Below are 22,874 nucleotides of genomic sequence, written 5' to 3'. Positions count from 1 at the left end.
AACGCACATCGTCACGGGGCGCCAGCGTTACGTGGTGATTTCAGAACTCGCCCGATTCGCCACTCCCGGTAACACAAAGTTGGACATCGACGCGATGTCAACTTTAATTGTGTTTGTGAATTGCGTCTAAGGGGACCGGATCTTGTTCGCGAAGGTTTGCGAGTATGTTTCGTGTTTCGTCCGTGGGAGAAAAGGGTTCAACCAACAGATCGGTGACGTCGACCGTTTCCACATTCGTTCCTAGAAAAACAAAATCCCATTTCGACACGACCAAATCGACGTCAGCCTGTTTTGCGATTTCAGGCATCTTCTCCTTGATCGTCTCCAGAATATCGTGAACCGGCCAAGTGCTGAAGGCTTGTTTATGAACCTGGCCTTGTAACGCTTGACCTTCGGCTTCAAGTTGCTTGGCCCGCTTGTCGTCTCCCGACGCCTTGGCATCCTTCAGCTCGGATTGCATTTTTGCAAGCCGCAGCTGAAATGCCTGAGAGCGAACATAAGCAGTCGCGACAAGACGAGAATCGAATGTTCCGACGCGGACTGTCGACGGTTCCGACTTCGTGTCCGATTCCTGTGCCGAAATGCCTGGGCATGACAACAGCTGCAAAAGCACGAAACCTACAGCAAATAATTTTGCAAACAGCCCCATCAGAATGTCTCCTTGATGATTACGCCAACGTCACCCGACACGAACGGAAAGGTGACCAATTGGAATGCGTTGTTGTATGCTCGGTTACTTCAGCAGTCTCCGTCGTCGGTGGAGAGGTACTTACAGTATAGGCTAGGTGATTTTGTAGCGGGGCGACGCGAGCCGCCCGGTTAAAATCGAACGTTTTCTGACGCCGCAACCGGACGGCTCGCGCCGTGCCGTTAGCCAAAATAGGGCGGGTTGCGGGTGAGACGGGGGGGGCAGCGTTTTTTTGCGGAGCGACAAACGACACTCAACGTCGTGAACCCTATGGGGTTTTCTTGGACATCTGCAGAATCGCGTCGGCGAAGGCGACTCCCATTTCGGCAAACGTTTTCGCGCAGCCAAGGTAGTGGTAACCGGCATTGGACGCGCCGCGTTGCCGCATTACGACTTCGGCGGGGCTGATCAATTCGGATTCGAACCTTTTCAGAAACTCGCGTTGTTCTTCCTCGCTCATCGAACCATCCGCGTTGGCGTGGTTCTTGTTTTTGGTTCGTAGCAGGTAGCTCATCTGACGCACCGATTCGTATTTCTCTTGGATCGCCGCCAATGGTTCGTCCCAAAATGGCGAGGTTGGCACCGCGGTGACATTGCCGCGAAATTCAGCGAGTGACGCAGGCGCCGCCATGGCTTCGCGGAATTTCAAATTGTCGGCGTTCGCCTTTTCACCGCCGACTCCCATCACGCCGATCACAAATGGCATCTTCGGTGCGTCAAGGTCACTGCGGACGTCGCGAATGAAATCGGCCATCCATTCACTGTACTTGGCAAAGCGGTTCTCGGAGCTTTCCTTTGGCAACGGCGGATAGACATCGCGGTTGACCATGTCGTTGAACCCTTGGAACCAAACAAAGCCAGCGATCTCGTAGCCTTGCGTCTCGTCATACTCAGGGCAAACCCGACCGATGTCGCTGAGCACGTGTTTAACATGCTTGATCATCAGCCGGTAGTAATGCCCTGATCCGCTCTCAGGATTGCGGTCTCGCGCGATGTCTTGCTCGGTTCGCGGATAGACGCCAGCACTCGGTGGCCGGAAATCGTAGTAAAGCGATTTGCCGCCCCATGCCGTTTTAATAATCAAGACCGGTTCGTCGTAGACCTCGTCCATCTTCAAACCAAACGTGAACTCGGGGCCGATCTTGCCTCCGTTTTCACTTGGATTGGATCGCGATCCGTAACCCGCGGTAAGCTTGCCGTAGCCTTCACCGTTGTTGTCCCCTCGCCCGGGCAGATAGGATATCCATGCTCCTTCGCTGACACGTGGGTTGCCTTCGTCGTCTCGCATCTTTTCCAGTAGCGGCTTCGTCGCAGGATCATCTCCGATGTAGTCAAACGTCTCGACCTTGGCGTGTCCTTCCATATTGGATTGCCCCGCCAAGATAAACACCTTGATCGGCCGCTTTGCCGCGTCCGCCGCAAACGTCGCCGACACCGAAAGCAAACAGAACGTTGTGAACAAGAACAAGTTTTTCATGTGAAGCTTTCGATGTGGGATAGGCATCTTGCCTGTTTTGCGGCGCAACGTTGATGTCCTTTCAACGGCGAGATTATTCCGTAGCGAAACTCGCGAAGAGTTTCGGATGGGTGATATTTGACAACAGACTGGAAGCTTATCCCACATTGACGAAAGTCTTGACGACTTTCGCTCCATTTGACTGAGCTGACGGACGACAGGCTGGCAGCCTGTGCTACGTTAGGACTTTAGTTTCCAGAGCAGGTAGTCGGTGGTCGTTTCGTGATCGACGTTCTCAGCACCAGGGTAGACCAAATCGCAATCTACGCCCGCTTCTTCGCAGTGCTCTTGCAATTTCACGCCAAAGTTTGCGGTGTGTGTGGGATCCTTTTGGTTCTGGCCGAGTGCTGGAGGGGCTGAATAGCTGAGATAAACCGGTGGATCATCGGAGCTGACCAAGGCATAAGGGGAATATTCGGCGATCCAGGGCAAGATCGTATCACGGTTGGCAAGGAATTGCTCGAACGCCGACAACTTGTTTGCCGAGTCTCCGTGGTAACCGAATGCGTGTCCGCCGTAGCGACTGTTCGGCGTCCACTCTTTCATCTGTTTCGGATCAAGCGTGGTTTGAGCACCGGTGACGGCGGCACACCACAAACGCGTCGACTCACGTGCCACCGCGTCTTCACTGTCAGCATCCGCCATCTCGGGATGAAACGCTAACCACAGACTCGAGCAGGCACCGGCGGATCCACCGGAGGCACCAATTCGCTGCTTGTCAAGATTCCACTCGGACGCCTTGCTACGCACAAATTGCAACGCCCGCGCTGCGTCGCTGAGCGGTCCTTTGACTGGTGGCGAGACCCCATCGGCAGTCGCTTCGGCGACAAAACGATACTCGACCGAGACCACCGAAATTCCCTCGGATAACATTGTTGGCAACATGTTCACTAAACCACTTAGCCGTCCACCACCACTCCATCCACCGCCGTGAATGAAGAACAGGACCGGGGTAGGCTTGTCCGACTCGGCTTGCCAAAAATGGAGCACCTGTTTCGGGTGCGGGCCGTAGGCGACGTCGTATTGGGTGGGGTCTGGAAGAGGGCGGAATGCCGCTAGGATTCGTTTGCTCTCTTGCTCGCCAATCTCGCGAACGAAGAGGTTGCGCCAGCGGATCTCGCCGCCGTGAGTTTGCAACATAATGGGCCCTTTGGTGGGCAACGGCTGCGAGCGGTCCCAGTAATTCTCCATCACCGCACCTTCGACCACCAAACGTTTGTTGAGCCAAACCCAGGTTCGGTCACCGACTTGTCGGATTCGCAATTGGTTCCATTGGCCAAACGGTTTATCCGCTCGCATGATGGGATCACGCCCAAGAGTGCCCGGCGTATTGTTGAACAGCCCCCCCGATCCTTGATGCGGTTTGCGATCGGGTTTCTTTGGATTGAACGCTTGGTTCCAGTCCCAAATCTGAACTTGCGGGGTACCACGCAAATAGACGCCACTGTCCGCACTGGGAACCGTCTTGTACTCGATCAGCAAGTCGATGTTCCCGAATTCCTGTTCGGTCGTTGCGTAGGGGCCATGACCATCGTTGACCAATTCGCCATTTTCCACGGACCAGTGCTGGGGAAATTCGGCCCGCTGCTCGCGTAGGTTGGCCGCCTTCTTTTCGCCCGCAAGCTTTGCGGACGCGTGCGGATTCCATCCGTACCAACCCGATAGATCGTTGCCGTTAAAGATCGCTCGATAACCTTCGGGCGGTTCCGGCGATGCTGCGTCACAAGACGGTGCAAGCGACAAACAAGCAAAGGCAACAGTCACAAGTGCCAGGGATCTTATAATGATTTGCATGGTGAACTTTCCAGGTGGGGTGAGCTTTAAATGTGGGATAGGCTTTCAGCCGGTAATGCGGTCTCGCGTTGAATTCCATTGCAATGAAACCACCATTATCATGGTAACGAAACTCGCCAACAGTTTCGCTCAGGTCCGCGGCAGTCGAAAGTCTTGGCGACTTTTGCGACACGCCGGCGCTCTCACTTCGACTTTGCCTGTTCTAACATTTTTCGAACTCGTTCTTGTTCTTTTGCGAGTGCTCCCGCTGGGACAGGCATTGGTTTGAATTCCGCCGATGCTTTCAGCTCTTCTTCCGGCGGAATTTCTCGCCAACGCAAATTGCGAAACCATACGGGTTGCCCGTGATCTTGAAGCCAAAGTTCGCCGCCGCGTCCGGTCAAGTCACCGCCGCGAATCGTTAACAATTCGACCATGTCGGCCCATTTGGGATCGGTGTAATCGAAATCCAAGACCTTTTCGTTGTTGAGCCAATGCTGGATCACCGTGCCTTTGCAGACAACGCGACCACTGTTCCATTGGCCCACTGGGCGTGTCGCGTCTTTGGACGGGGCCATGCAGAAGAACAGCGATGCCGCGGCTTGGCGTGGGTTCTCACCATACGGGCTGCCGATATTATCGAGCACTTGATACTCGACTTGTCCTGGTCGGTAATAAACGCCACTGTTGCAGCCTTGGGATACTTTCCATTCGAAGCGGAGCTCAAAATCGTCAGGGACCTTTTTGCGTTTGTACGTTAGTGATCCCCCCTTGGCCGCACGAAAGAATGCACCGTCTTCGATTCGCCAATTTCCGTCTTGCTCCCATCCGTCAAAGGATTCGCCGTCAAACAGTTCGACAAATCCTTGCCGGCTTTCTTTCTCGGTCATCTTGGCAATCTTCTTTGCCAACGGCTTGCTGATTAACATGCGAAGCTTGGCTCGCTCGCTGACAAGCTTTTTCGCCAACACATCCGCTTCGTTAAAACGAGCCATCAAAATTTCACCATCGGTCGCACGATTGCGGTCATAGGAAATGTAGATCGTGCCATCAGGTGACTGAAAACCATCGGGATAGCTAATCCCTTTTCGATCGTCCAGCACCAACCCGCCGGACCATGATTTGCCCTCATCGTCCGATAGCCACGCACTTAGTTGAACTCGCCCGTGGTGGGAATCGATCTTGTCTCCGTGTTTGATCAGCAGGATGCGACCCGATGCCAGCCGGCGAACAAAAAACCGAGCATTGGGGTGGCTGATGCCTGCGGGCTGGGTTGGCGATTTCCACGTGCGACCGCCGTTGCTGGACGTCGTCTGCATCATCCCTTTGGCAGTGCGAGCGAGCATCCAAAGCGACCCGTCGGTACGCTCGACGATCATGTGTTCGTGCCAATCGGGGTTCGGGAACGTTGCCGCACCTCGGCGTTGCCATGTGGCCCCTTGATCGGTCGACACATGAACGCTCGCTCCACGCAGCGGATTCAGTTCGGCAAAACAGCCGCGAAACGGACCAAACCCAGGACGTTGGTCCAAGGAAATGGGCAGCATCCATTCACCGCTGGACAACACCGTGGGCTTGTTCAGCATCACACCGTCAGCGATCCGCGTGGGCGGCGACCAAGTCGGCTGGTTGGCATCCGGGTTGTCACAGCGAGTGGCCCAGACGCCGGCGCGACCATCAAACATATCCATCGACTGATCAAAAAACAGCCACAAACGCCCGAGTGGATCGGTCCACAGGTTTCCAACCAGGATGCTGCGAGGTCGCGGCAAATCTTTGTCATGCGAATCGACCACTAATCGAGGCGGTGACCAGGATTCGCCGTCATCGTCGCTGGTTGCCAACACGAAGAAAGCCTCGGGGCTGTCGCCGCCGGCGACCCAGCACGCCCACAGCCGTCCACCGCGAGTCCGCTCGATTCCAATCGTCATCCCATAATCGAGTTTGTCGTAACCATATTCGGGCAACGGCGATGTATTCAGGGTGGGGGGGACAAGTGCGTGTTCGGCAACCTTCTCCATTTGCTTAATTCGAGCAGCTGCTTGCTGTGGCGTTTCGTTTTGGGCCGTGCGGCCCTTCGTCGGCCGCGAGCTAAGCTCGGTGGCTTCGCCGAGCACTACCAGCGTTGTTTTATCGAATCGCAACCGATCGCCAGGGTTCAACGCTTTGCGATAAGCAAACACACGGTTGATGTCGCCAGGAAAGAGCTGGAACTCAGGGGTATCGACCTTCGTGAATCCTTGCTTTAAAAGCTTCTCGCTCTGATTGGCTGGATGCGGTTTGCTGAGAGTCATTGCGAACACGTCGCCGGGTTTCACACACTCAATCTCGTACCCTTCGATACTGGTCCGCACAAAACGACGTCCAATCAGAAATGCGGGGGCTTCGGTCAACGTGTAATCACGATCGGTGAACAGTTTGACGCCGGGTTTCAGTACAGCGGCTTGTTCTGTGGAGGCAGCAATCGGAGTGCGTTTCTTGCCAGCTTGAGACTCGAACTCGCCCACCGTTTCCAGCTTGCCGAACATGATCCGTTCCTTCCGGCTCGGTGACGTGTCGCCTTGCGTGACGCTCAACCAGATCGTTCCGTTGTGTTCATGAAACGCGGGGTACTGGAACGATTTAGTGGTTTCAAAGCGATACTTTCGCTGCCATGATTTGCCGTCGCGTGATATATCAATGTTGAAAACGCTACGATTGACGCCGTGTATCTTGGTTGCTTCTTGCCAACCGAGATAATAAGTGTCGCCGAATTTGTCGAATGTCGGCTTCGAGTTCGCGCCATTAGGAATCGAAGACAACTCGCGTCCAGGCGTCCATGTTTTCCCGTCCTCACTGGTGGTGATGTGATAGTTGCCTCCGTCGTTGCGACAGATCGCCATCCATGTTCCGTCGGGCAATCGGTTGACGGCCGATTCACTCAGATTCGCCGATTGCGGCTCGTTGAAATGCCCCACCACCTCGAATGTGGCAAAGTCGTCATGGGCGATCGCCAAGGCATTCTGTTTGCCTGGGAAATTATTCAGCGCCACATACGTGGTGTCACCGAATGTTTTGAAGCCATCAAAAAGGTAGCATCCGTAATCACGCGGTCCCTTGCTAAAGCCATTGGCGGCAGCGTCGGCGTGCAGGTGACGCGGCTGCATGTCAAACGTCCCTGCGGCCGTTTTTAGTTTTGCTTTGTGAATGGTGTCCTGAAACTGCTGTGACTGCAGATCGAAATCGCGATACCAAATTTGCGACTGCCGCACCCCAGGTTGCTCGCTAGCGAAATAGCAACGTAGCACGGTGTCGCTAATTTGCCGAATCCGTGGCACGAAACAGGCACCTACCGGCAGAGTTACGTTGGCGAAAACTTGCTCGGTGCGAGCCAGCGGGACGATCGCTTCGACATCCAACGTTTTCAAATCGACGATGGACATGGCACAGTAGACCTCGGGCCAAGCCGGACTTTCTCCTGCCCGCTGATCGCTCAGTTCGGCAACGATATAGGCTTTGCCGCCGACGACCACAAATTCCGAATCGTGAGCTCCTTTGACTTTAGGATCTGTCACGCGGACGAGTCGCTGCATCACCTGGTCGCCAGCCAACGCGGGATCCCAGTTATCAGGGATGATCGATGTGCCAGAAACGCTGCGGCCAGAAACCAACGTGTCGGCTGCCTGGACGGAATCAGAAACAAGCAAGATGGCCGTGATGACAAACGGCCCCAATACAGAGCGGAAAGAAAGCATGTGTGGTGAGACTAAACGTGATTGGGGGGAGGGCAGGGGCGGAGGGAACTCTATACAAATCGATCCAGGCACTCGGCGGAGGGCACGATTGCCTAACCAATATAGTCCGCCCCGCGTCGGGAAAACACCACCAAACGTCAATTCGCGTTGCCGCCAGATGGCCGATATACTTAGGGCGAACGATCGGATTCACAGGTATATCGCTGACGATCCCGTTTACTAAGGCCTTTTTGTAATGCTGTGTCGTCGTTTCTACTGTGGGTTACCCTCCGTGCTTCCGCAGCTCGCGGTAATTCTAGCGTTCTGTACATCGCTAGGGGCTGCGGACGAATTGAGGATGAAGGCCGTGGTCCCAGATGAAAATGCGCAGGCGGAGAAAGTCGCGTTAATTAATGAAATTTATCAGCACGATTATGAGTCCGCGGAGACTCGAGAACAGAAGTTGCGTTTTGCTCAGAAACTATATCACGTCGGGTTAGAAACGAAGAATGATCCGACGGGGCGATTCGTCTTGTTGCGAATTGCGAGAGACATCGCGATAGAACAGCGTGATCCGAACACGACTATCCGTGCGATCGACGCGATGGATGAGACCTTTCAGATTGACGCGTTGCAGATGAAGGTTGCTTCGTTGACAAGTATTGCCAGCGCCACTCGCATGCGGAGCGAGCAGAAAGAAGTAGCGGCGGAGCTAATTTCACTGATCGATCAATGTGTCAAGTCAGACCGCTACGCGATCGCCGAGCCTTTGCCCGCGATCGCAATCAGTGCTGCACTGAAAGCTAGGGATACACCGCTGCGTGTCGCCGCGATCGCACGTGAAGATGAACTGGTGCGATTAACCGGTGACTACAATCGCATCGCGAATTCGCTTGAGACGCTCGCGGTTAATTCGGATGCCCCTGAAGCCAATCTCGCGGTCGGTAAATTCTATTGCTTTTCGAAGGGAGATTGGGCGAGGGGATTACCGATGCTGGCCGTGGGCACGGATCAGGTATTGAAATCTCTATCCTTGCAAGAAATGGCACTGCCTGCCGACGCGATGTCGATCGGCGAAGGATGGTGGGAGTTTGCTGAGTCAACCAGCGAATGGGAGAAAAAGCACATCCGCAAACATGCCGCGATGTGGTACGCAAAGGCGCTACCGGATCTTTCGGGACTCAACAAGGCTCGCATCCAGCGACGTATCCAAGAAGCGGGGCTGCAGCGAAATGACGGCACAGCCAATGCTCATTCTGCACCCCAATTCGCCTTGGCTCTGGATGGGAAAACGAGTTACGTGTCGGTGAATACGCTGCGGTACGACGGACGTTATCCGATCACGGTTGAAGCGATTGTCAGAGTGGACGTGCCGCCCAAAACGACGGGAGTGATCTGCGGGACATACGATGACGCCGGATTAGGATTGGCAATTCTGAAAAACGGACTGTGGGAATTTGCGGTTCGATCTCGCTCCGCTGGCTACCGACTTAGCCAGTCCGACAAGTCAGCCACATTAGGCAAATGGACTCACGTCGCAGGCGTCTATGACATGAGCCAATGTTACCTCTGTGTCGATGGAAAGATTCAGTCGTCGGTCCAACCAGTGCCTGGCGGGCACAAAGCGTCCAAGATTCCAATCCAATTGGGGATTAATCCCGGTCGCGTGCGAGTTGATTTCTTTCATGGTGAGATACGAGAGTTGAGAATCTCGAAAGTCGCCAGGTACACCGCCCCCTTTAAGGCAGCTCAAGAATTTGATGCCGACGACGATACCATCTTGCTGCTGAAGTTTAACGAAGGCAGTGGAGTTGTCGCGAAAGACCTCTCAGGAAATCAGCATCATGGCGCGATCGTGAACGGAACCTGGATCCCTCTGAACTAGCGGGGATTCAATTTCTGGAAGTCTTTCGATGATGTTTTTCAAATAGCGAATGCCTCACTTATCCGCTGCGAATCGAAACGCCGGTTTTCCCGTGATGTCGGTGCTGGTGATTGTGGGACACCAGTAGCGTTCGATGTGCATCGTGACCAAGCGGTTACCATCGAAATGGTCGACATACGGACTTTGGCGGTGATTGTACATGGTGTCACTCAAGTCTCGCATTAGCACCACGTTTTGGCCTTGATAGACCATTTGGCGAATTGAAAAAGGCCGTCCCAGCACACACATATTCATGTGCACTCCCATCACAATCACGTTCCGAATGCCACGTTGTTTCATCAAATAGAACGCTTCGGCATTGTCAGTGATCGCATCACCGGGCTGAATCTCGATCGTGTCGATTTGCCGACTCCATGCTTGTCGTGTTGTGCAAGGGGGATCGCAGTCGCAGCCTCCATCAGAGTCGTCGATTGGTAGCGGCGGTTCGCGCGCCGGATCGAGGTAAGCCCAGCGTTTAAGCGGTAGGGCGGTATCGATCGGCGCTTGCTGCGCAAGTTTTCGCATCGGGGTGTCTTTGTAATAATCGACCACCGAGCTTGGGCAATGAATGATCAGCACCCCTTTATTTCTGGCTTGTCGAATCACCGTGTTCATGTGCAGTGCCATCTCGGAAACACTTTTTGTGGCGCCCTCACACCAATGCTTGTCCCACATATCGCAGACGATGATCGCGGTTTCCTCGGCTTTCCAGCTTCGCATTTCGGTCGTGGTCAGATATCGCGGTTGACCACCGCTGTTGTCGCTGACTTGGCTGCGTGTGTGCAGCGTGAGCGTCTCAGCACGTGCTGTCGTGGTGAGGCACGTGATCATAGCGATTGTGAAAACGACCATCCGAAATTGACGCAAACCAACACGGCGGTGAAACATGAGTATTGGTAACCACAGGAAATTAGTACGCACAGTCGTCAGCCTCGATCGTGGAAACACTCGATACCGAAAAGCAGCAGGAATCTTGAACGACCAACAGTGTAAAGAGTATCGTCGCCGCCATGGGGGCGGGGGGGGGCACGAATGGTAGGCCACCAGTTGACGATCGGTTTGCCCCCAAATCCGTGATCCAGGGATATCGTTTGCGGCCGCTATTGCGACTAAGAAACACGAGAAACAATGCAAGACATGCATTCCAGGTGTTTATTTTGATTTTCAGTCGCGCTGGCTTTCTGCCACCTCTCCCCGACTTCAGCAGTCTACTTCGTTAGTGGAGCGGTAACCGCTTTCAAGGCCGGAAGGAAAACGCAGCCCAAGTATCCGACGACAGCACCAAAGCTTTTACACTCCAGGCTATTCCCCCCACAACGGGAAACCAGAAACGACGGCAACACTCTAAGCACGTTAACTCTATTGACTTCAACGCCGCAGTAGTTGCGGCTGCCTTTTCTAGGAAATAGGATGGTGCCTGGATGATCCGTCTCGTGCCCGATAGTTGATCTTCATCCGCGAAGGTTTCTGGCATACCGCCGATCTTTCAAGTACAGAGTCCCACCTTTTTGCTAGGGCGACGTGTCAAACGATGCGGTCCTAGCGTCCCACCTCCTACGCATCGTATGCGACGATTTTTGCGTCGGATAACAAAGATGCTCCAGCAATGTCCCAGTGGAATGAACTGATGAAATTGATCCATCGTGTACCTTCGACCACGCTAGTGATGCTGATAGCGTTACTCGCCTTCCAACCACAAACAGCAACCTATGCCGCTACTCCCGATGGATTTACATCGTTGTTCAACGGAGTGGACTTGAGCGGTTGGAAAGGATTGGTGGGGAATCCCAAGACGCGTGCTGCGATGTCGGATGAGGAGTTGTCAGCGGCGCAACAGGAAGCGGACAAAATCATGCGAGCCCACTGGAGTGTCGTCGATGGCGTGCTGCAGTTTGATGGCAAAGGCAAGAGTCTGTGTACCGAGCAGGAATACGGTGACTTCGAACTTTACGTCGATTGGAAAATCCTCAAAGGCGGCGATAGCGGCATCTATTTGCGTGGTAGCCCGCAGGTCCAAATTTGGGACACCGAGTTCGAGAACTATTTTCGTCACGGCGCCGAGAACGGTTCGGGGGCGTTATGGAATAACAAACGCAACCCCCGTTTTCCGCTGGTCAAAGCGGATAAACCGGTGGGGCAATGGAACACGTTCTACATCCGTATGGTTGGCGAGCGAGTAACGATTAGGTTGAACGGCCAATTGGTGGCCGAGAACGTGGTTATGGAGAATCTTTGGGAAAGGGATCTGCCAATCTATCCGCGAGGACAGATTGAACTGCAAAACCATGGCAACACGCTGTACTTTCGCGACATCGCCATTCGTGAAATTCCGACCGACGAAGCCAACGCGATTTTGACCGCGATGAGCGATGACGACTCCTTCGAGCGTGTCTTCAATGGCAGTGACTTTACGGGCTGGAGCGGCGATTTGGACAACTATGAAATCGCAAATGATGCGATCGTTTGCAAACAGGGAAAAGGCGGCACGATCTTTACGGAGAAACAGTACGAGGATTTCATTGCAAAATTAGAATTCAAACTGCCGCCCGCAGGAAACAATGGACTCGCCATCCGTTACTCCGGCAAGGGCAACGTCAGTGCGAATGGCATCGAACTACAAGTCCTTGACTCGGAAGCGGCGAGGTACGCGAATCTTGATGCACGCCAATATCACGGTTCGGTTTACGGATTGGTTCCCGCACATCGCGGCTATCTGCGACCGACTGGCGAGTGGAATTTCCAGCAAGTGACCGTGCGTGGATCTATGATTAAAGTCGAACTGAATGGTTATACAATTCTGGATGCTGATCTGGCGGAGGTCAAAGAGTCAAAGAGCGGTGCCGTTCCTGAGGGAGCAAGACGAAGGGGCGGACACTTCGGATTCGCGGGGCATCAGGACCCCGTGGCGTTCCGCAATGTCGAGATCCGGGAATTACCAGGTGAGCCAGCGGAACCTCCATCGCGGGACGTCGCGGTAAGTCCGGCCGATGGTCCAATAGAATTGTTTAACGGACGCAATCTGGAAGGTTTTTATACTTGGATGCGAGATACCGAGTACGCCGACCCGAATAAGGTGTTCACGGTGAGTGATGGGATGATTCATATTTCGGGTAATGGCTACGGCGCCCTTATCACCAACCAATCCTATCGCGATTATCACCTGATCGTCGAATTTAAATGGGGCGAGAAAACGTGGGGCGATCGCGAGGATCGGGCGCGAGATTCTGGGATCTTGGTGCACGCCTGGGGGCCGGATGGTGGGTTCGGCAACACGTGGATGGCCGCTATCGAAGCTCAAATCATCGAAGGCGGCGTGGGTGATATTTTGGTGTTGACCGGTGCGGACCCGGTGACAGGTCAAGTGCTGCCGGTTTCGCTGAGTGCGGAGATCGCGAAGGATCGTGACGGTGAAAAAGTCTGGAAGCGAGGCGCCGATCGAATGACGCTTTCGAGCGGCCGAATCAATTGGTTTGGACGCGACGAAGACTGGGCCGACAAAATCGATTTTCGCGGCAAACAGGATGTCGAAAGCCGCTTCGGAGAATGGACGCGGTTGGAAGTGATCGCCGATGGCGGCCACTTGCTGTACATAGTAAACGGCGTGGTCGTTAACGAGGCGTTCGAGGCGAAACCCGACTTTGGGAAACTGCTTTTGCAAACTGAGCAAGCGGAAATGTTCGTCCGCCGCTACGAACTATGGCCTCTCGGCAAGGCTCCGGCTGACGAGCTGGAGCAATAACCGATTGCGCAATGCCGGTCGCACAAAACTGCGGCATTTTACTGGCGTAGCTACGCTCGCCAGAGCGTGGTTTTCCACCGCGAACCCGGGCGCAGCCACGCCGCAACCCCGTGCGTTATCTTTCGCGCGTCCCGCTGCGACGTTACTCGATTGTCGCAGTGAAGGTCCCTCGCAGTAAACTTTTGTTCGCATCGGGCAAGCACAGGTAGATTTTGCCAGGCAGTTTGCCGTCGGCCGATTGGCCGAATTCAAGCCGCATTGCGTATTCGCTCATGAAGATCTCCGTTTCCAAGCCGTCATCGGCCGTGCTATAGCGGAAATGCACATGAGGCGACGAGAAGCCTGATTTTGCGTTGACGTCAAATGTCTTGCCATCAGGTTTCTCTTCCTCGTCCAAGAACAAAAAGATGATCCATGAATGAACGTCCTGGTTGCCATCACGGTGCGTCAGATGGAGGATGCCATCGCGGATCCTCGAGTCGTTGATCGTGGTGGGCATCCCGGCGGCGACCCCGGAAGCCGTCGTGGACGGAATTTCCAATCCAGCGAGATCCAAGCTCCAGCCCTCCGGCGCCGGACCTGATGGGACCTTCTTCGCACCTGCGGGTGCACTGGAGCTCGCCATCGACTCGGAGATCTCGAATTGGATGCTGTCTTCGCCGCTGAAACCAAACTCCATTTCGGGGGCCGCCGCGTCGCCGGCATTTCCGGCTCCGAAATTTAGCATCGCTGCCGATTTTGTGATTGCTTGGTCAAACTCCTGTTGCGACTCGGCCGCCAGTAGTGAATCCAACACCGTGCCCGCCATGACGGTAAACATACTCGTCATCATCGTTATGCCCTGCATGCTTTCCGCGTTCTCTGCTTTCATCTGCTCCATCGATTGTTTCAGTTCGCCGGATTCGAGTTTCGACTTCAGTTCCGTCCATTGCTGGAACTGTTCCTCGGTGACCCAGCGATTCGAGACGCGGACAAGTTTCGCCTCGCGAGACGTGAATTCAAAGTTGAAGTCGCTTGCAGGTTGATCGTTTTCTGTTTGCGGAACACGTACGATGGCGTGATCGTCATCAATTTGCTCGATCGTCAACGAGTCGAGGAAACCGTCGATTGCACCCGGAGGGGCTAGTTCGAACAATCGTTTCAAGTGTCCACCGATCCGAGGGCCGTGATAATTGATCGTTTGCGAAAGGTTGCGTTCTCCCGCCATGTCGAATGAAAGAGCGAAATCAACTAGCTCGTAGAGGACGCCGACGGCGGGATCGTAAGCTTGTTCGATTTGCGGCATTGCCTCGGCGGGTGCCTTTCCAAATAATGGCGAGCCAAGCACAAACTCTTTCTTAGTGACCAAGACTTTGATCGCCTTGAAGACCACCGGCTCTATCTGGTCTTGCAGAGCGGACCGCTGATCGACGAACGGGCTGACTTCACCGCGAAATCGGTCGTCATCAAACGTCGCTCGCATCTCTTCGGGCAGTGCGTGCCACAACACTTCCGGATGCCCCGCCAGGAATTGGTGTTTGGCAAAGTTGATCGTTTCACGCACCGACAAGTTGTCGGGGAACGCCGGCATCGGATCGACCGGAGGCGGCGTGGGCGGTTCAAAATCCAACGCTCGGTTGACAGTGGGTGCCACTGCAGACTCCGGTTCCGACGATGACTGCGCAGGCTGCTTAAGCTCGTTTCGCATTTGCTCATAGGCGTTGCGAGCCTGATCACGACTCTCCCGGCTCAGCTTCGCGATCGGGACGCTGATTTTGGCACCATTGTCCTTGAGCAAAACGATGCTCTTGCCCTCAACACCGATGAACTTTGCATCGATCGTGAATTTGCCGGTTACGTCGGTCCAGGTTTCCGCTTTCGCCGAAGCGTTAAATGAAGTGCCAAGCACGGTGATGCATCCGAGCAAGCAGAAGCGGCCGATCCAAGGTCGCACATAAAAGGATCTTGGAAAAGCATTTTTAAGCAACATAGGAACCTATCGAGTGAGCGAAGCAAGTTGAAAAGGCCAACAGCGAATTCAAGTCAGCCTAATCGATGGGCTCGAATGGAATGAGAGCCGGGGCGCAAAAATATCAAACAGGCCGCAAAAAATTAACTTACTGTTATTTTTCCGCAGCCGTTTGCAGCGAATCGCGGTTAATCGCTTCGCCACCTGCTAACGAGCGGTCCCACCTATATTCTTGTTGTCCAAGAACACTATTTTTTCTGCGACTTCTTTTTCGCCGCCGCTGCGGTGGCCGGATCAGGCCAATCGGGATGCGGCGTGCGGGCTTCGTTCATCGTTGCCACCGCTTTGCTAACCAGTTCGGAGTGGGATTGGGCCAAGTCGGTTGTTTCGCCCAGATCATTGGCGAGATCATACAGTTCAATGTCAGCCCCAGGGGCGGGGCGAACCGCTTTCCAATCACCCCAGCGGATTGCCTGGATTGGTCCCGGTCGGTTCTCATGCAATTCCCAATAAAAATAATCCCGTTGAGGTGCCGGTCCACCTTCGAGGAAATTGACTAACGAGTAACCGTCAGGTTGAAAGTCCTGAGGGATTTCGGCTTGTCCCAGCTCGGCAAACGTGGGCAGCAAATCCCAGAACGCCCACGGTTCGTCCGTCACGCGGCCGGCGGGAACCGTGCCAGGCCACCACGCGAACGCCGCCTGACGTAGCGCTCCTTCATACATGCCCCTTTTGAATCCACGCAGCTTGCCGTCCATCGTCTGATTGAAACGTTTGCCGATTGCCGTGTTTGGATTAAACGACGAGCCATTGTCACCGGAGAAGACGATCAGCGTGTTTTTGTCGATCCCTTTCGCCTTGAGCAGCTCGACGAGTTCGCCCATGTCCGAGTCAATCCGTGTCACCATGGCCGCGTAGTTCTTCTCTGTCTCGGTCCATGGTTTGTCTTTATAGATTCCCTGATCGTCGATTTCGAAACGTCCGTGAGGAAGCGTGATCGCATAGAACAGGAAAAACGGATCACTGGAATTCGCGTCGACCCACTTCAGCACATCCTGCTGGATCAATTCCTGTGCGTAGACTTGTTTCTTGCCGCCTTGATTTTCAGGTATTTCAAAACGCTGGTCATCGTTATACAGATAGTTTGGGAAATAGCTGTGCGCATGTCGCTGGCAGTTGTAGCCAAAGAAGTGGTCCACGCCGTTGTTGAACGGGCTGCCTGACGTATCGAACATGCCCATGCCCCATTTGCCCATCGTCGCGGTCTTGTACCCTGCTGTCTTGAGTATTTTCGCAATCGTGACCGTATCGGCCGGAAGCGGGCGTTGCCCTTCTGGTTGGATCTCGCGGTTGGCCCGCGTCGGACAGTGCCCCATATGCAATCCGGTAAAGAACGAACTACGTGCCGGTGCACAAACGCTAGTACCTGTATAGGCCGACAGGTACCGCGTCCCCTCGTTGCAGAGTCGGTCGAGATTCGGTGTCTGAATCAGTTTCTGGCCGTAGACACCGAGGTCACCCTGCGCAATATCATCGGACAACACGAAGATGAGGTTTGGCTTCTCTGTTGCTGCCGCAAACAGAGGCATGCACGCGAACACGAACGCAATTGCCGTGAAAAATTGTTTCATCATTGTTTTACATTCGTTCTCAGGAGAGCTCATTTTTAACGGTCGAACGATTCTGGCGGAGAGCGACATGGTCGAGTGTCCGTTTTGGTGCCTCCCAAAATACCATAGACAACCCAAGAGACAACAATACGGGCATGTTTTCTTTCCCGTCTCCAAAACCGCCGAAACCGACTCCCGCGGCGGGTGGTTTCATACTCGGGCGTCGCCGGAGTCACACTCGTGGGTCCGGGTGAAATCAAATGGGAAAGTAATTGGGTCAGGAAAGTTTGGCAAAATGATTTCCCAACTGGAGGTGCTTTGGTTTTTAACCATTTTGACCCTTAATCGTTTTGCCAATTTTCAATACAGGTCTTCATTATCCACGGGCACTCGCCAATGCCATCTGCTTTCGCCCCAACCAGGCAATATTCGTAGCGGAGCCCGCGAGCCGCCCGGTAAAATTCGAAAGTTGATTGGTGCCGAAAGTTGATTGGTGCCACCCACCATTCGATTGGAAGAGGAAAAGATGATGAGGGGAGTTTCCGTGAGTAGGAATGGCAAAATGATTGTTTGGCAAAATGCTTATTTGGCTTGAGATGCCTTGGATTTCAATCATTTTGCCAATTCTCATTGCAGGGTGGTATTCGATCCGGATTTTCAATGCAATAGTCGCAGCGGAGCGAGACTTGGCAAAGGAGATTGCAGACATATCGTCCAAGGTTCCTTCAAAACAAGTCGCTGGTGTGGTTGCAAAACCGCTCGGTTCTGCTTTGTTCGTTTGGGCCGTAATGGATGACATTCTGAAAGATGGCAAAGTTCATGCAGGTGAGATTCCGAATGCAATTGCTTACAATTCTCCGCTGGTCGGAGATGCCCTGCAGGCTGGCGTGGGGCTGGCCACGTCTACCTTTACCATCAAGATGAAGTTGCCGGCCGAACCACTGGTCACGAGTGGATACGTTGGAGCGACAATTATGATTCGACCAAGAGCTGTGGGAAATTGAACATGCACGGAATTAGCCTCTGATGCTGCTAGAGAAGATTTATAGCGTAAGCTCCCTTCCAGTCGGTGTACCCGCGATCGTTGCAGAGTGGACGCCCCAAAATGATTTCTCATCATTTCTGCGTCGTTTAAGAGCCCCACGACTTCTCGACTTCGATTTTTTTCTTGTATTGAACATCGATTCTCAGCTCGTATACCTCGACGAAGTAAGTTGGCGGGGAGAATCTTTGGCGGGACGGGATGTTTTAAGACAAGAGTTTTGTCGGCTTCCGGAGTCAAGAGTTCGTGAGACTTTAGTGGATTTTGGTTATCTCGAAAATGGAGTGCTTCGTGGCACCAATTGGCTCAAAGGCGTGTTGTTCGATTCCGTTCGCTCCAGCGGGTTGAGTTCTGCATTCATAATGCCACAGCAGTTGGAAGTACCTGAAGACGTATATTCACATTTCCTCGCCATTGCCCAGCATGACCACACTGCTCTCGACATGATTCGCCACTTTCCGCTCGACTCTGTTTATGCAGTGCCATTCGAGTTAAACGATTGTTTTGATTTAGACGAGTTCTGCGCACTAGGCTACGCGGTTGCTTGTGGCAATTTGGCGTACGTCAATGCTGCTGGGGAGAGCGGCGTCGTACAGTTTTCCAATTGTAAGTCGTATCACCAACTGGGCCTTGCTCATCTCGCGACTCGTTTCGGCCACTGCGGCATGCTGCGTGCGGTTCTCGCGCACGGATGCGACATGAACGTGGCCGACGAGTTTGGGTTTACGCCGCTTGAGACCGCTGTAGCACTTGAGAAATCGGATCAAATTGACTGTTTGCTTTCACACGGCGCTGATCCCAATCTTGGCATCGACCGTGGTTCTACCGAGGTTGAACATGCAGTTTCGCTGAATGCAATGTCAGTTCGCACGTATCATCGACTCAAACAATCAGGGGCGAGATTTGACTTGCTCGATGAAGAGCAATCCTCCCCACTGCAGGTTAACGCACAGAGATTCCGAAGGGATACGTTCATAGCCATGGTGAGAGACGGCCTGAATCCTCGAGTTGAGAACAGGGAAGGTCAAACACCATTTGATAAGTTGCGTGAAAATGTACCGCTGGAGATATTCCATCAAGTCTATGAAGAAGTCAGGGGATAGGTATCATGTCGCCCCTTCGGGGCTTTGGAATTACCTCTTCTCCAGCATCCACGGGTTCGCCCCCCGTGGCTACATCCTGCCGTCCCGTTGGGACTGGCGTTAGCCATGCTCGTGGCGATAGGTTGTCGCCATGGGGATTAGAGCATGGCCTAGGAACGCCCCACAAACCCATCGTCCCGAAGGGACGTCAGGAGAGGCCACTTCGACGTATCCGATGGCCTGTTCGGACGTGGTGCCTGCACGGATTTTCGCCGAACGCACCCCAGCGGAAGCGTTTGCCACACATTCACCGGCGGGCGTCTAGCGATAGTTGAAGTGCCACAGACGGTCCTTGCAAACTGGGTCCAGGCGGGGGACGCGAATGAAGCGAAAATCGCAGGAACGGCCGCTTTCGGGAATCTCGACGGCGGTCAAATGGCCAGCCTCCAGGAAAACGCCGCTATCCAAATTCAGCGCGCCGTCATGGACGACGGATTTGAAGATCAACTCTTCGTCACGCCAGGGAGTGGTATCGGGAATGAACGAGTACAAATAAAAGAGCGGTGTGTGTCCATGAACGATCAGTTCCGGAAAGCGGGGGGCGTGGCCGATCCCGTCGCGGGTCCAACACAGGTCTCTCGCGTCAGCGGCGATTTGGGATTCGATGGCGCGGTGTGCGTCGTCCATTTGCAGACTCGACGGACGAATTCCGGAATGCACGAACAGGCAGTTTCGTTCGATATGATGCGTCTTGCACTGAGACAGCAGATCCAAATGCGGCTGTGGAAGTTCCCAATCCGTACGCTGGAGTTTTCGCGTTACTTTTTCGAAATGTCGTTCAGGGTGATCGTGTTGAAATGCCCAAAAGTCCGCATTGTCGGCACACGGAAGACCGTAGGACTTGAGTGTTGCCCAGGTCTCATTGCTGCGTATGAAAAAGCTGATATCGGCTCCACGAAACATCGTCGGCGGAAACACCGTGAGATCGACGTCGGCGCCGACTAAGCGCTGCATGGCCAACAGCATCAACTCATGGTTGCCGAGCAACAGCACCAGTCGCACGCCGCGGTGTTGCAGCCGAAGCAATTGGTCGTGAACCCCGCGTGAGTCTTCGCCTTTGGACGATAGATCTCCTGTGCACAGCAGCGTGTCATCGCGACGCAGGTCCAGAATCTCGAGCAATTTTTCGAAGGTTTTGCTGCACCCATGAATATCGCCTACCGCAACAAATCGGCTCATCGTCCGCCCGCCCCAGAGTGCTGGTGTGTGAATGCTGCGGAACTCCCATATTCGCTCATCGTTGTAGGATCGCCTCCTGCCGGGTCATGAATGTTAAACCGACCAGTATACATCGCTGGTGAGATGATTGAATGAGGTATTTCCGGCGAGGAACGCCCCGGCGGAATTTTTTGAGTCGCATCCACGCGCTCACCACCTGTGGCTAAATCGCACTGTCCTTTCAGGACTTTCATTGTCGCACGGCTTTCCAAGCCGTTAGCGCGGACCGCGTTGTGACCGTCAAACCAACAGTAACCGTTTGAATCGAGTCAAACACGTTCACCGCGGCGGTTTCAGTTTGGTAAGCTGGCTGACATTGCCTTATCATGGAGCGGCGGTTTCGTTCGGCCAACCGTCGGGCGTTGAGATGGCGAAGGCCCCTTTTTGCTAGAGTAAGTTATCGTGGCGGATGCAAACTTTAAATTGAAATGCCCTTCGTGCGAGAAGGTGTTGAAGGTTCCGCAGACGGTGCGTGGGAAAACGGTTCGCTGTCCCGCTTGTAAAACAGCCTTCCGCATCCCGGCGGCGAAAGCCAGCCTGCAGCCCCAACCGGCGAATCCGCCGTCGCCAGTTCCGCAGGCATCCGTTCCGCAGCGACGTGTCCCGCCGGCCGAGTCACCTCGTCCGCAATCCACTCGCTCGCCAGTTCAATCAACGGCTCCACCGACCGCTGCGAAACAACAGCAAGCTCCGCCCCCAACCCGTTCTGCCGACGATCTTGACTGGGACGACTTGTCATTGCCAGCAACCGGAGCAACAGCCACGGCGGCGGCGAGCACGCCCAACGCTCTGGACAACGACGATCTGTTTGCCGATCTGCAGTTACCTGCTGCAACGGCCGGACCAATGGCTTCCGCAAAACAACCGGTAGCGTTTCCGGTACCGGCATCGGTAGCGAAAGTCACCTCGAGTGAATCCCCGAAACCGAATGTGGGCCCCGGCAAGCCGGCAGCAGCACCGGCAGCGAAGATTGACTTCCGCCAGGAGATTCAACGGCAATTGGACCAACCCATTGCGATGCACCGTCCGAGCTTTGGTTATCGCGCCGGGTTGGGGCTGCTGAGTTTGTTCATGATGGCGATGCCGCTGGCCTACGTCGCGTTGGTCGCCGCTTCCGCATGGTTGGTCTATCACTATACGTTTCACGTTTTTCCCGAATTGGTTTCAGGAATGGGCGTCCGTGGTGGCCGCGCAATGATCTTTGTCTGGTTGGCAATGGTGTCACCGATCATTGCCGGCGTGACCGTCGTGATTTTTATGCTGAAACCGATCTTCTTTTCGTTGGTTGGATTTGGCCCCGCTCGCACACGCGCGGTGACGCGTGAGGGCGAACCAGTGCTGTTTGAACTTGTCGATCATATCTGCGACGCCATCAAAGCCCCTCGTCCTCAACGCATCCAAGTCGACAGCAACGTGAATGCATCGGCGTCCTACGGTGCAGGTTTTCGTGGCATTTTCAAAGGAGAACTGGTGCTGACCATCGGGGTTCCCTTGGTTTCGGGGTTGTCGACGCGACAACTTGCCGGGGTTCTTGCGCACGAGTTCGGACATTTTTCACAAGGCGCCGGTATGCGTGCGCAGTTGATCATCGCCGCGATCAATCTCTGGTTCGCCAAGGTCGTTTATGCCCGTGACGCGATCGACGAGATGCTGGATGAAGCGATCGCCGAAAGTGAAACCGCGTTTGGATTGATGTTGGCATTGGCGAGCGGGTGTGTGGGGTTGGTCCGCTGGGTGCTGTGGGGATTCATGGTCGCGGCGCATACGGCCAGCAGCATCTTCAGTCGTCAGATGGAATTCGATGCGGACCGCTACGAGATCGCTTTGGTGGGGTCGGAGGTGTTTGTCACCACGGGCGAAGAGTTACACCTGTTGAATGCGGCATCGGGTCATGCGATGGAGGGAATGTATTCGCTGATCAAGAAAGCCGTGATGATTGACAATATCCCTCGCATGATCCAGCTGTGTCGACACAAGATGCCTAGTGACGAGGTCGCCAAAGTGAAGCAAGCGATCGCGACGGGGAAAACAGGACTGCTGGACACTCACCCTTGCACTCGAGAGCGTGTCGAGGCAGCACAGCGGATCGGACAAGCGGGAGTGTTTACGATTGATCGCCCCGCACGGGAACTGTTTCGCCATTACGATGCACTGTGCAGCAACGTGACGCAAGACTTTTACCGCAACGCCATTGGCCGATTGGTCAACCCCAGCGAGTTGCAACCCGTGGATCAACATCTGCATGTGGTGATGCACAGCGGGTAATGGTGCATGGACCGCCCGTAGGATTCTTTTTCAGTGCAATTCGTATCGCCCCGCTTCGAGCAAACCGCGTCGGAGGCGGACGGTGAACTGTCGAGCAGTAAAGTCATTCGCGTTTGCGGCGATGTCGCCCCGAATGAAGTCTGTCCGCAACTCAATTCAGGGGAAGCGATTGAGTCGGGGGATGCGAGGGGCACCGCATCGCATGTTTGCGAGTCCATTCGCGATAATGAAGGGGCGGTTATAACTCAACTGTTTTGGTCGATGGTTGCGGAAACCGTAGCATGCGACGGAATATA

13 protein-coding genes are annotated in these 22,874 nt (G+C 54.3%); 5 read left to right on the top strand and 8 right to left on the bottom strand.

The features are described 5' to 3' along the window. Positions 1-103: 103 nt before the first annotated feature. The 4 genes from ABD971_RS14760 to ABD971_RS14745 form a co-directional block, all read right to left on the bottom strand. Positions 104-649 carry a hypothetical protein gene (locus tag ABD971_RS14760; protein ID WP_345323251.1) on the bottom strand — a complete coding sequence of 182 codons (546 nt, stop codon included), beginning with the start codon at positions 647-649 and terminating at the stop codon, positions 104-106. A 307-nt stretch (positions 650-956) separates the two neighbouring features. Next, positions 957-2,165, bottom strand: a complete 1,209-nt coding sequence (locus ABD971_RS14755; RefSeq protein WP_345323249.1) for a sialate O-acetylesterase — start codon at positions 2,163-2,165, stop codon at positions 957-959. A 219-nt stretch (positions 2,166-2,384) separates the two neighbouring features. Beyond that, entirely contained in the window at positions 2,385-3,998 is a 1,614-nt protein-coding gene (locus tag ABD971_RS14750) for a 3-keto-alpha-glucoside-1,2-lyase-like domain-containing protein (protein WP_345323247.1), read from the bottom strand. A 182-nt stretch (positions 3,999-4,180) separates the two neighbouring features. After that, positions 4,181-7,711, bottom strand: coding sequence for a 3-keto-alpha-glucoside-1,2-lyase-like domain-containing protein (locus ABD971_RS14745; RefSeq protein WP_345323245.1), 3,531 nt, complete (start codon positions 7,709-7,711; stop codon positions 4,181-4,183). 235 nt (positions 7,712-7,946) lie between these two features. Between ABD971_RS14745 and ABD971_RS14740 the strand changes: the two genes are divergently transcribed. Continuing rightward, positions 7,947-9,575: a LamG domain-containing protein gene (locus tag ABD971_RS14740; RefSeq protein WP_345323243.1), complete on the top strand. Its 1,629-nt coding sequence runs from the start codon at positions 7,947-7,949 to the stop codon at positions 9,573-9,575. A gap of 54 nt (positions 9,576-9,629) precedes the next feature. Here the strand turns inward: ABD971_RS14740 and ABD971_RS14735 are convergent, their stop codons facing one another. After that, the gene (locus ABD971_RS14735) at positions 9,630-10,502 is read right to left on the bottom strand and encodes an isochorismatase family protein (protein WP_345323241.1); all 873 of its coding nucleotides are present in this window, start codon (positions 10,500-10,502) and stop codon (positions 9,630-9,632) included. 739 nt (positions 10,503-11,241) lie between these two features. Between ABD971_RS14735 and ABD971_RS14730 the strand changes: the two genes are divergently transcribed. Continuing rightward, the gene (locus ABD971_RS14730; protein ID WP_345323240.1) at positions 11,242-13,353 is read left to right on the top strand and encodes a 3-keto-disaccharide hydrolase; all 2,112 of its coding nucleotides are present in this window, start codon (positions 11,242-11,244) and stop codon (positions 13,351-13,353) included. Between the two features lie 142 nt (positions 13,354-13,495). Here the strand turns inward: ABD971_RS14730 and ABD971_RS14725 are convergent, their stop codons facing one another. Beyond that, the gene (locus ABD971_RS14725) at positions 13,496-15,286 is read right to left on the bottom strand and encodes an SHD1 domain-containing protein (protein WP_345323238.1); all 1,791 of its coding nucleotides are present in this window, start codon (positions 15,284-15,286) and stop codon (positions 13,496-13,498) included. A 263-nt stretch (positions 15,287-15,549) separates the two neighbouring features. Then, entirely contained in the window at positions 15,550-16,935 is a 1,386-nt protein-coding gene (locus ABD971_RS14720) for an arylsulfatase (protein ID WP_345323236.1), read from the bottom strand. 554 nt (positions 16,936-17,489) lie between these two features. Here ABD971_RS14720 and ABD971_RS14715 point away from each other — a divergent pair. Both ABD971_RS14715 and ABD971_RS14710 read left to right on the top strand, forming a co-directional pair. Beyond that, positions 17,490-17,915: a hypothetical protein gene (locus tag ABD971_RS14715; RefSeq protein WP_345323234.1), complete on the top strand. Its 426-nt coding sequence runs from the start codon at positions 17,490-17,492 to the stop codon at positions 17,913-17,915. 22 nt (positions 17,916-17,937) lie between these two features. Then, complete coding sequence (locus ABD971_RS14710) at positions 17,938-19,056, top strand: ankyrin repeat domain-containing protein (RefSeq protein ID WP_345323232.1); 1,119 nt, start codon at positions 17,938-17,940, stop codon at positions 19,054-19,056. Between the two features lie 300 nt (positions 19,057-19,356). Here the strand turns inward: ABD971_RS14710 and ABD971_RS14705 are convergent, their stop codons facing one another. Then, on the bottom strand, positions 19,357-20,274 hold the full coding sequence (locus ABD971_RS14705) for a metallophosphoesterase (RefSeq protein ID WP_345323230.1): 918 nt from the start codon (positions 20,272-20,274) through the stop codon (positions 19,357-19,359). A gap of 489 nt (positions 20,275-20,763) precedes the next feature. On the opposite strand from ABD971_RS14705, the gene ABD971_RS14700 reads away from it, so the two are divergent. Continuing rightward, complete coding sequence (locus tag ABD971_RS14700; protein ID WP_345323228.1) at positions 20,764-22,578, top strand: M48 family metalloprotease; 1,815 nt, start codon at positions 20,764-20,766, stop codon at positions 22,576-22,578. Positions 22,579-22,874: the final 296 nt, after the last annotated feature.

The organism is Novipirellula rosea (genome assembly GCF_039541335.1).
Taxonomy (GTDB): Bacteria; Planctomycetota; Planctomycetia; order Pirellulales; family Pirellulaceae; genus Novipirellula; species Novipirellula rosea.
The sequence above is the reverse complement of the archived record's forward strand: the minus strand, read 5'-3'. Positions and strand labels throughout refer to the sequence as shown.

Excerpts from the sequence above, each read along its gene's own strand:
- ABD971_RS14760 (WP_345323251.1), bottom strand. The coding sequence starts at position 649 with ATGGGGCTGTTTGCAAAATTATTTGCTGTAGGTTTCGTGCTTTTGCAG.
- ABD971_RS14755 (WP_345323249.1), bottom strand. The coding sequence starts at position 2,165 with ATGAAAAACTTGTTCTTGTTCACAACGTTCTGTTTGCTTTCGGTGTCG.
- ABD971_RS14750 (WP_345323247.1), bottom strand. The coding sequence starts at position 3,998 with ATGCAAATCATTATAAGATCCCTGGCACTTGTGACTGTTGCCTTTGCT.
- ABD971_RS14745 (WP_345323245.1), bottom strand. The coding sequence starts at position 7,711 with ATGCTTTCTTTCCGCTCTGTATTGGGGCCGTTTGTCATCACGGCCATC.
- ABD971_RS14740 (WP_345323243.1), top strand. The coding sequence starts at position 7,947 with ATGCTGTGTCGTCGTTTCTACTGTGGGTTACCCTCCGTGCTTCCGCAG.
- ABD971_RS14735 (WP_345323241.1), bottom strand. The coding sequence starts at position 10,502 with ATGTTTCACCGCCGTGTTGGTTTGCGTCAATTTCGGATGGTCGTTTTC.
- ABD971_RS14730 (WP_345323240.1), top strand. The coding sequence starts at position 11,242 with ATGAAATTGATCCATCGTGTACCTTCGACCACGCTAGTGATGCTGATA.
- ABD971_RS14720 (WP_345323236.1), bottom strand. The coding sequence starts at position 16,935 with ATGATGAAACAATTTTTCACGGCAATTGCGTTCGTGTTCGCGTGCATG.
- ABD971_RS14715 (WP_345323234.1), top strand. The coding sequence starts at position 17,490 with ATGCTTATTTGGCTTGAGATGCCTTGGATTTCAATCATTTTGCCAATT.
- ABD971_RS14710 (WP_345323232.1), top strand. The coding sequence starts at position 17,938 with ATGCTGCTAGAGAAGATTTATAGCGTAAGCTCCCTTCCAGTCGGTGTA.
- ABD971_RS14705 (WP_345323230.1), bottom strand. The coding sequence starts at position 20,274 with ATGAGCCGATTTGTTGCGGTAGGCGATATTCATGGGTGCAGCAAAACC.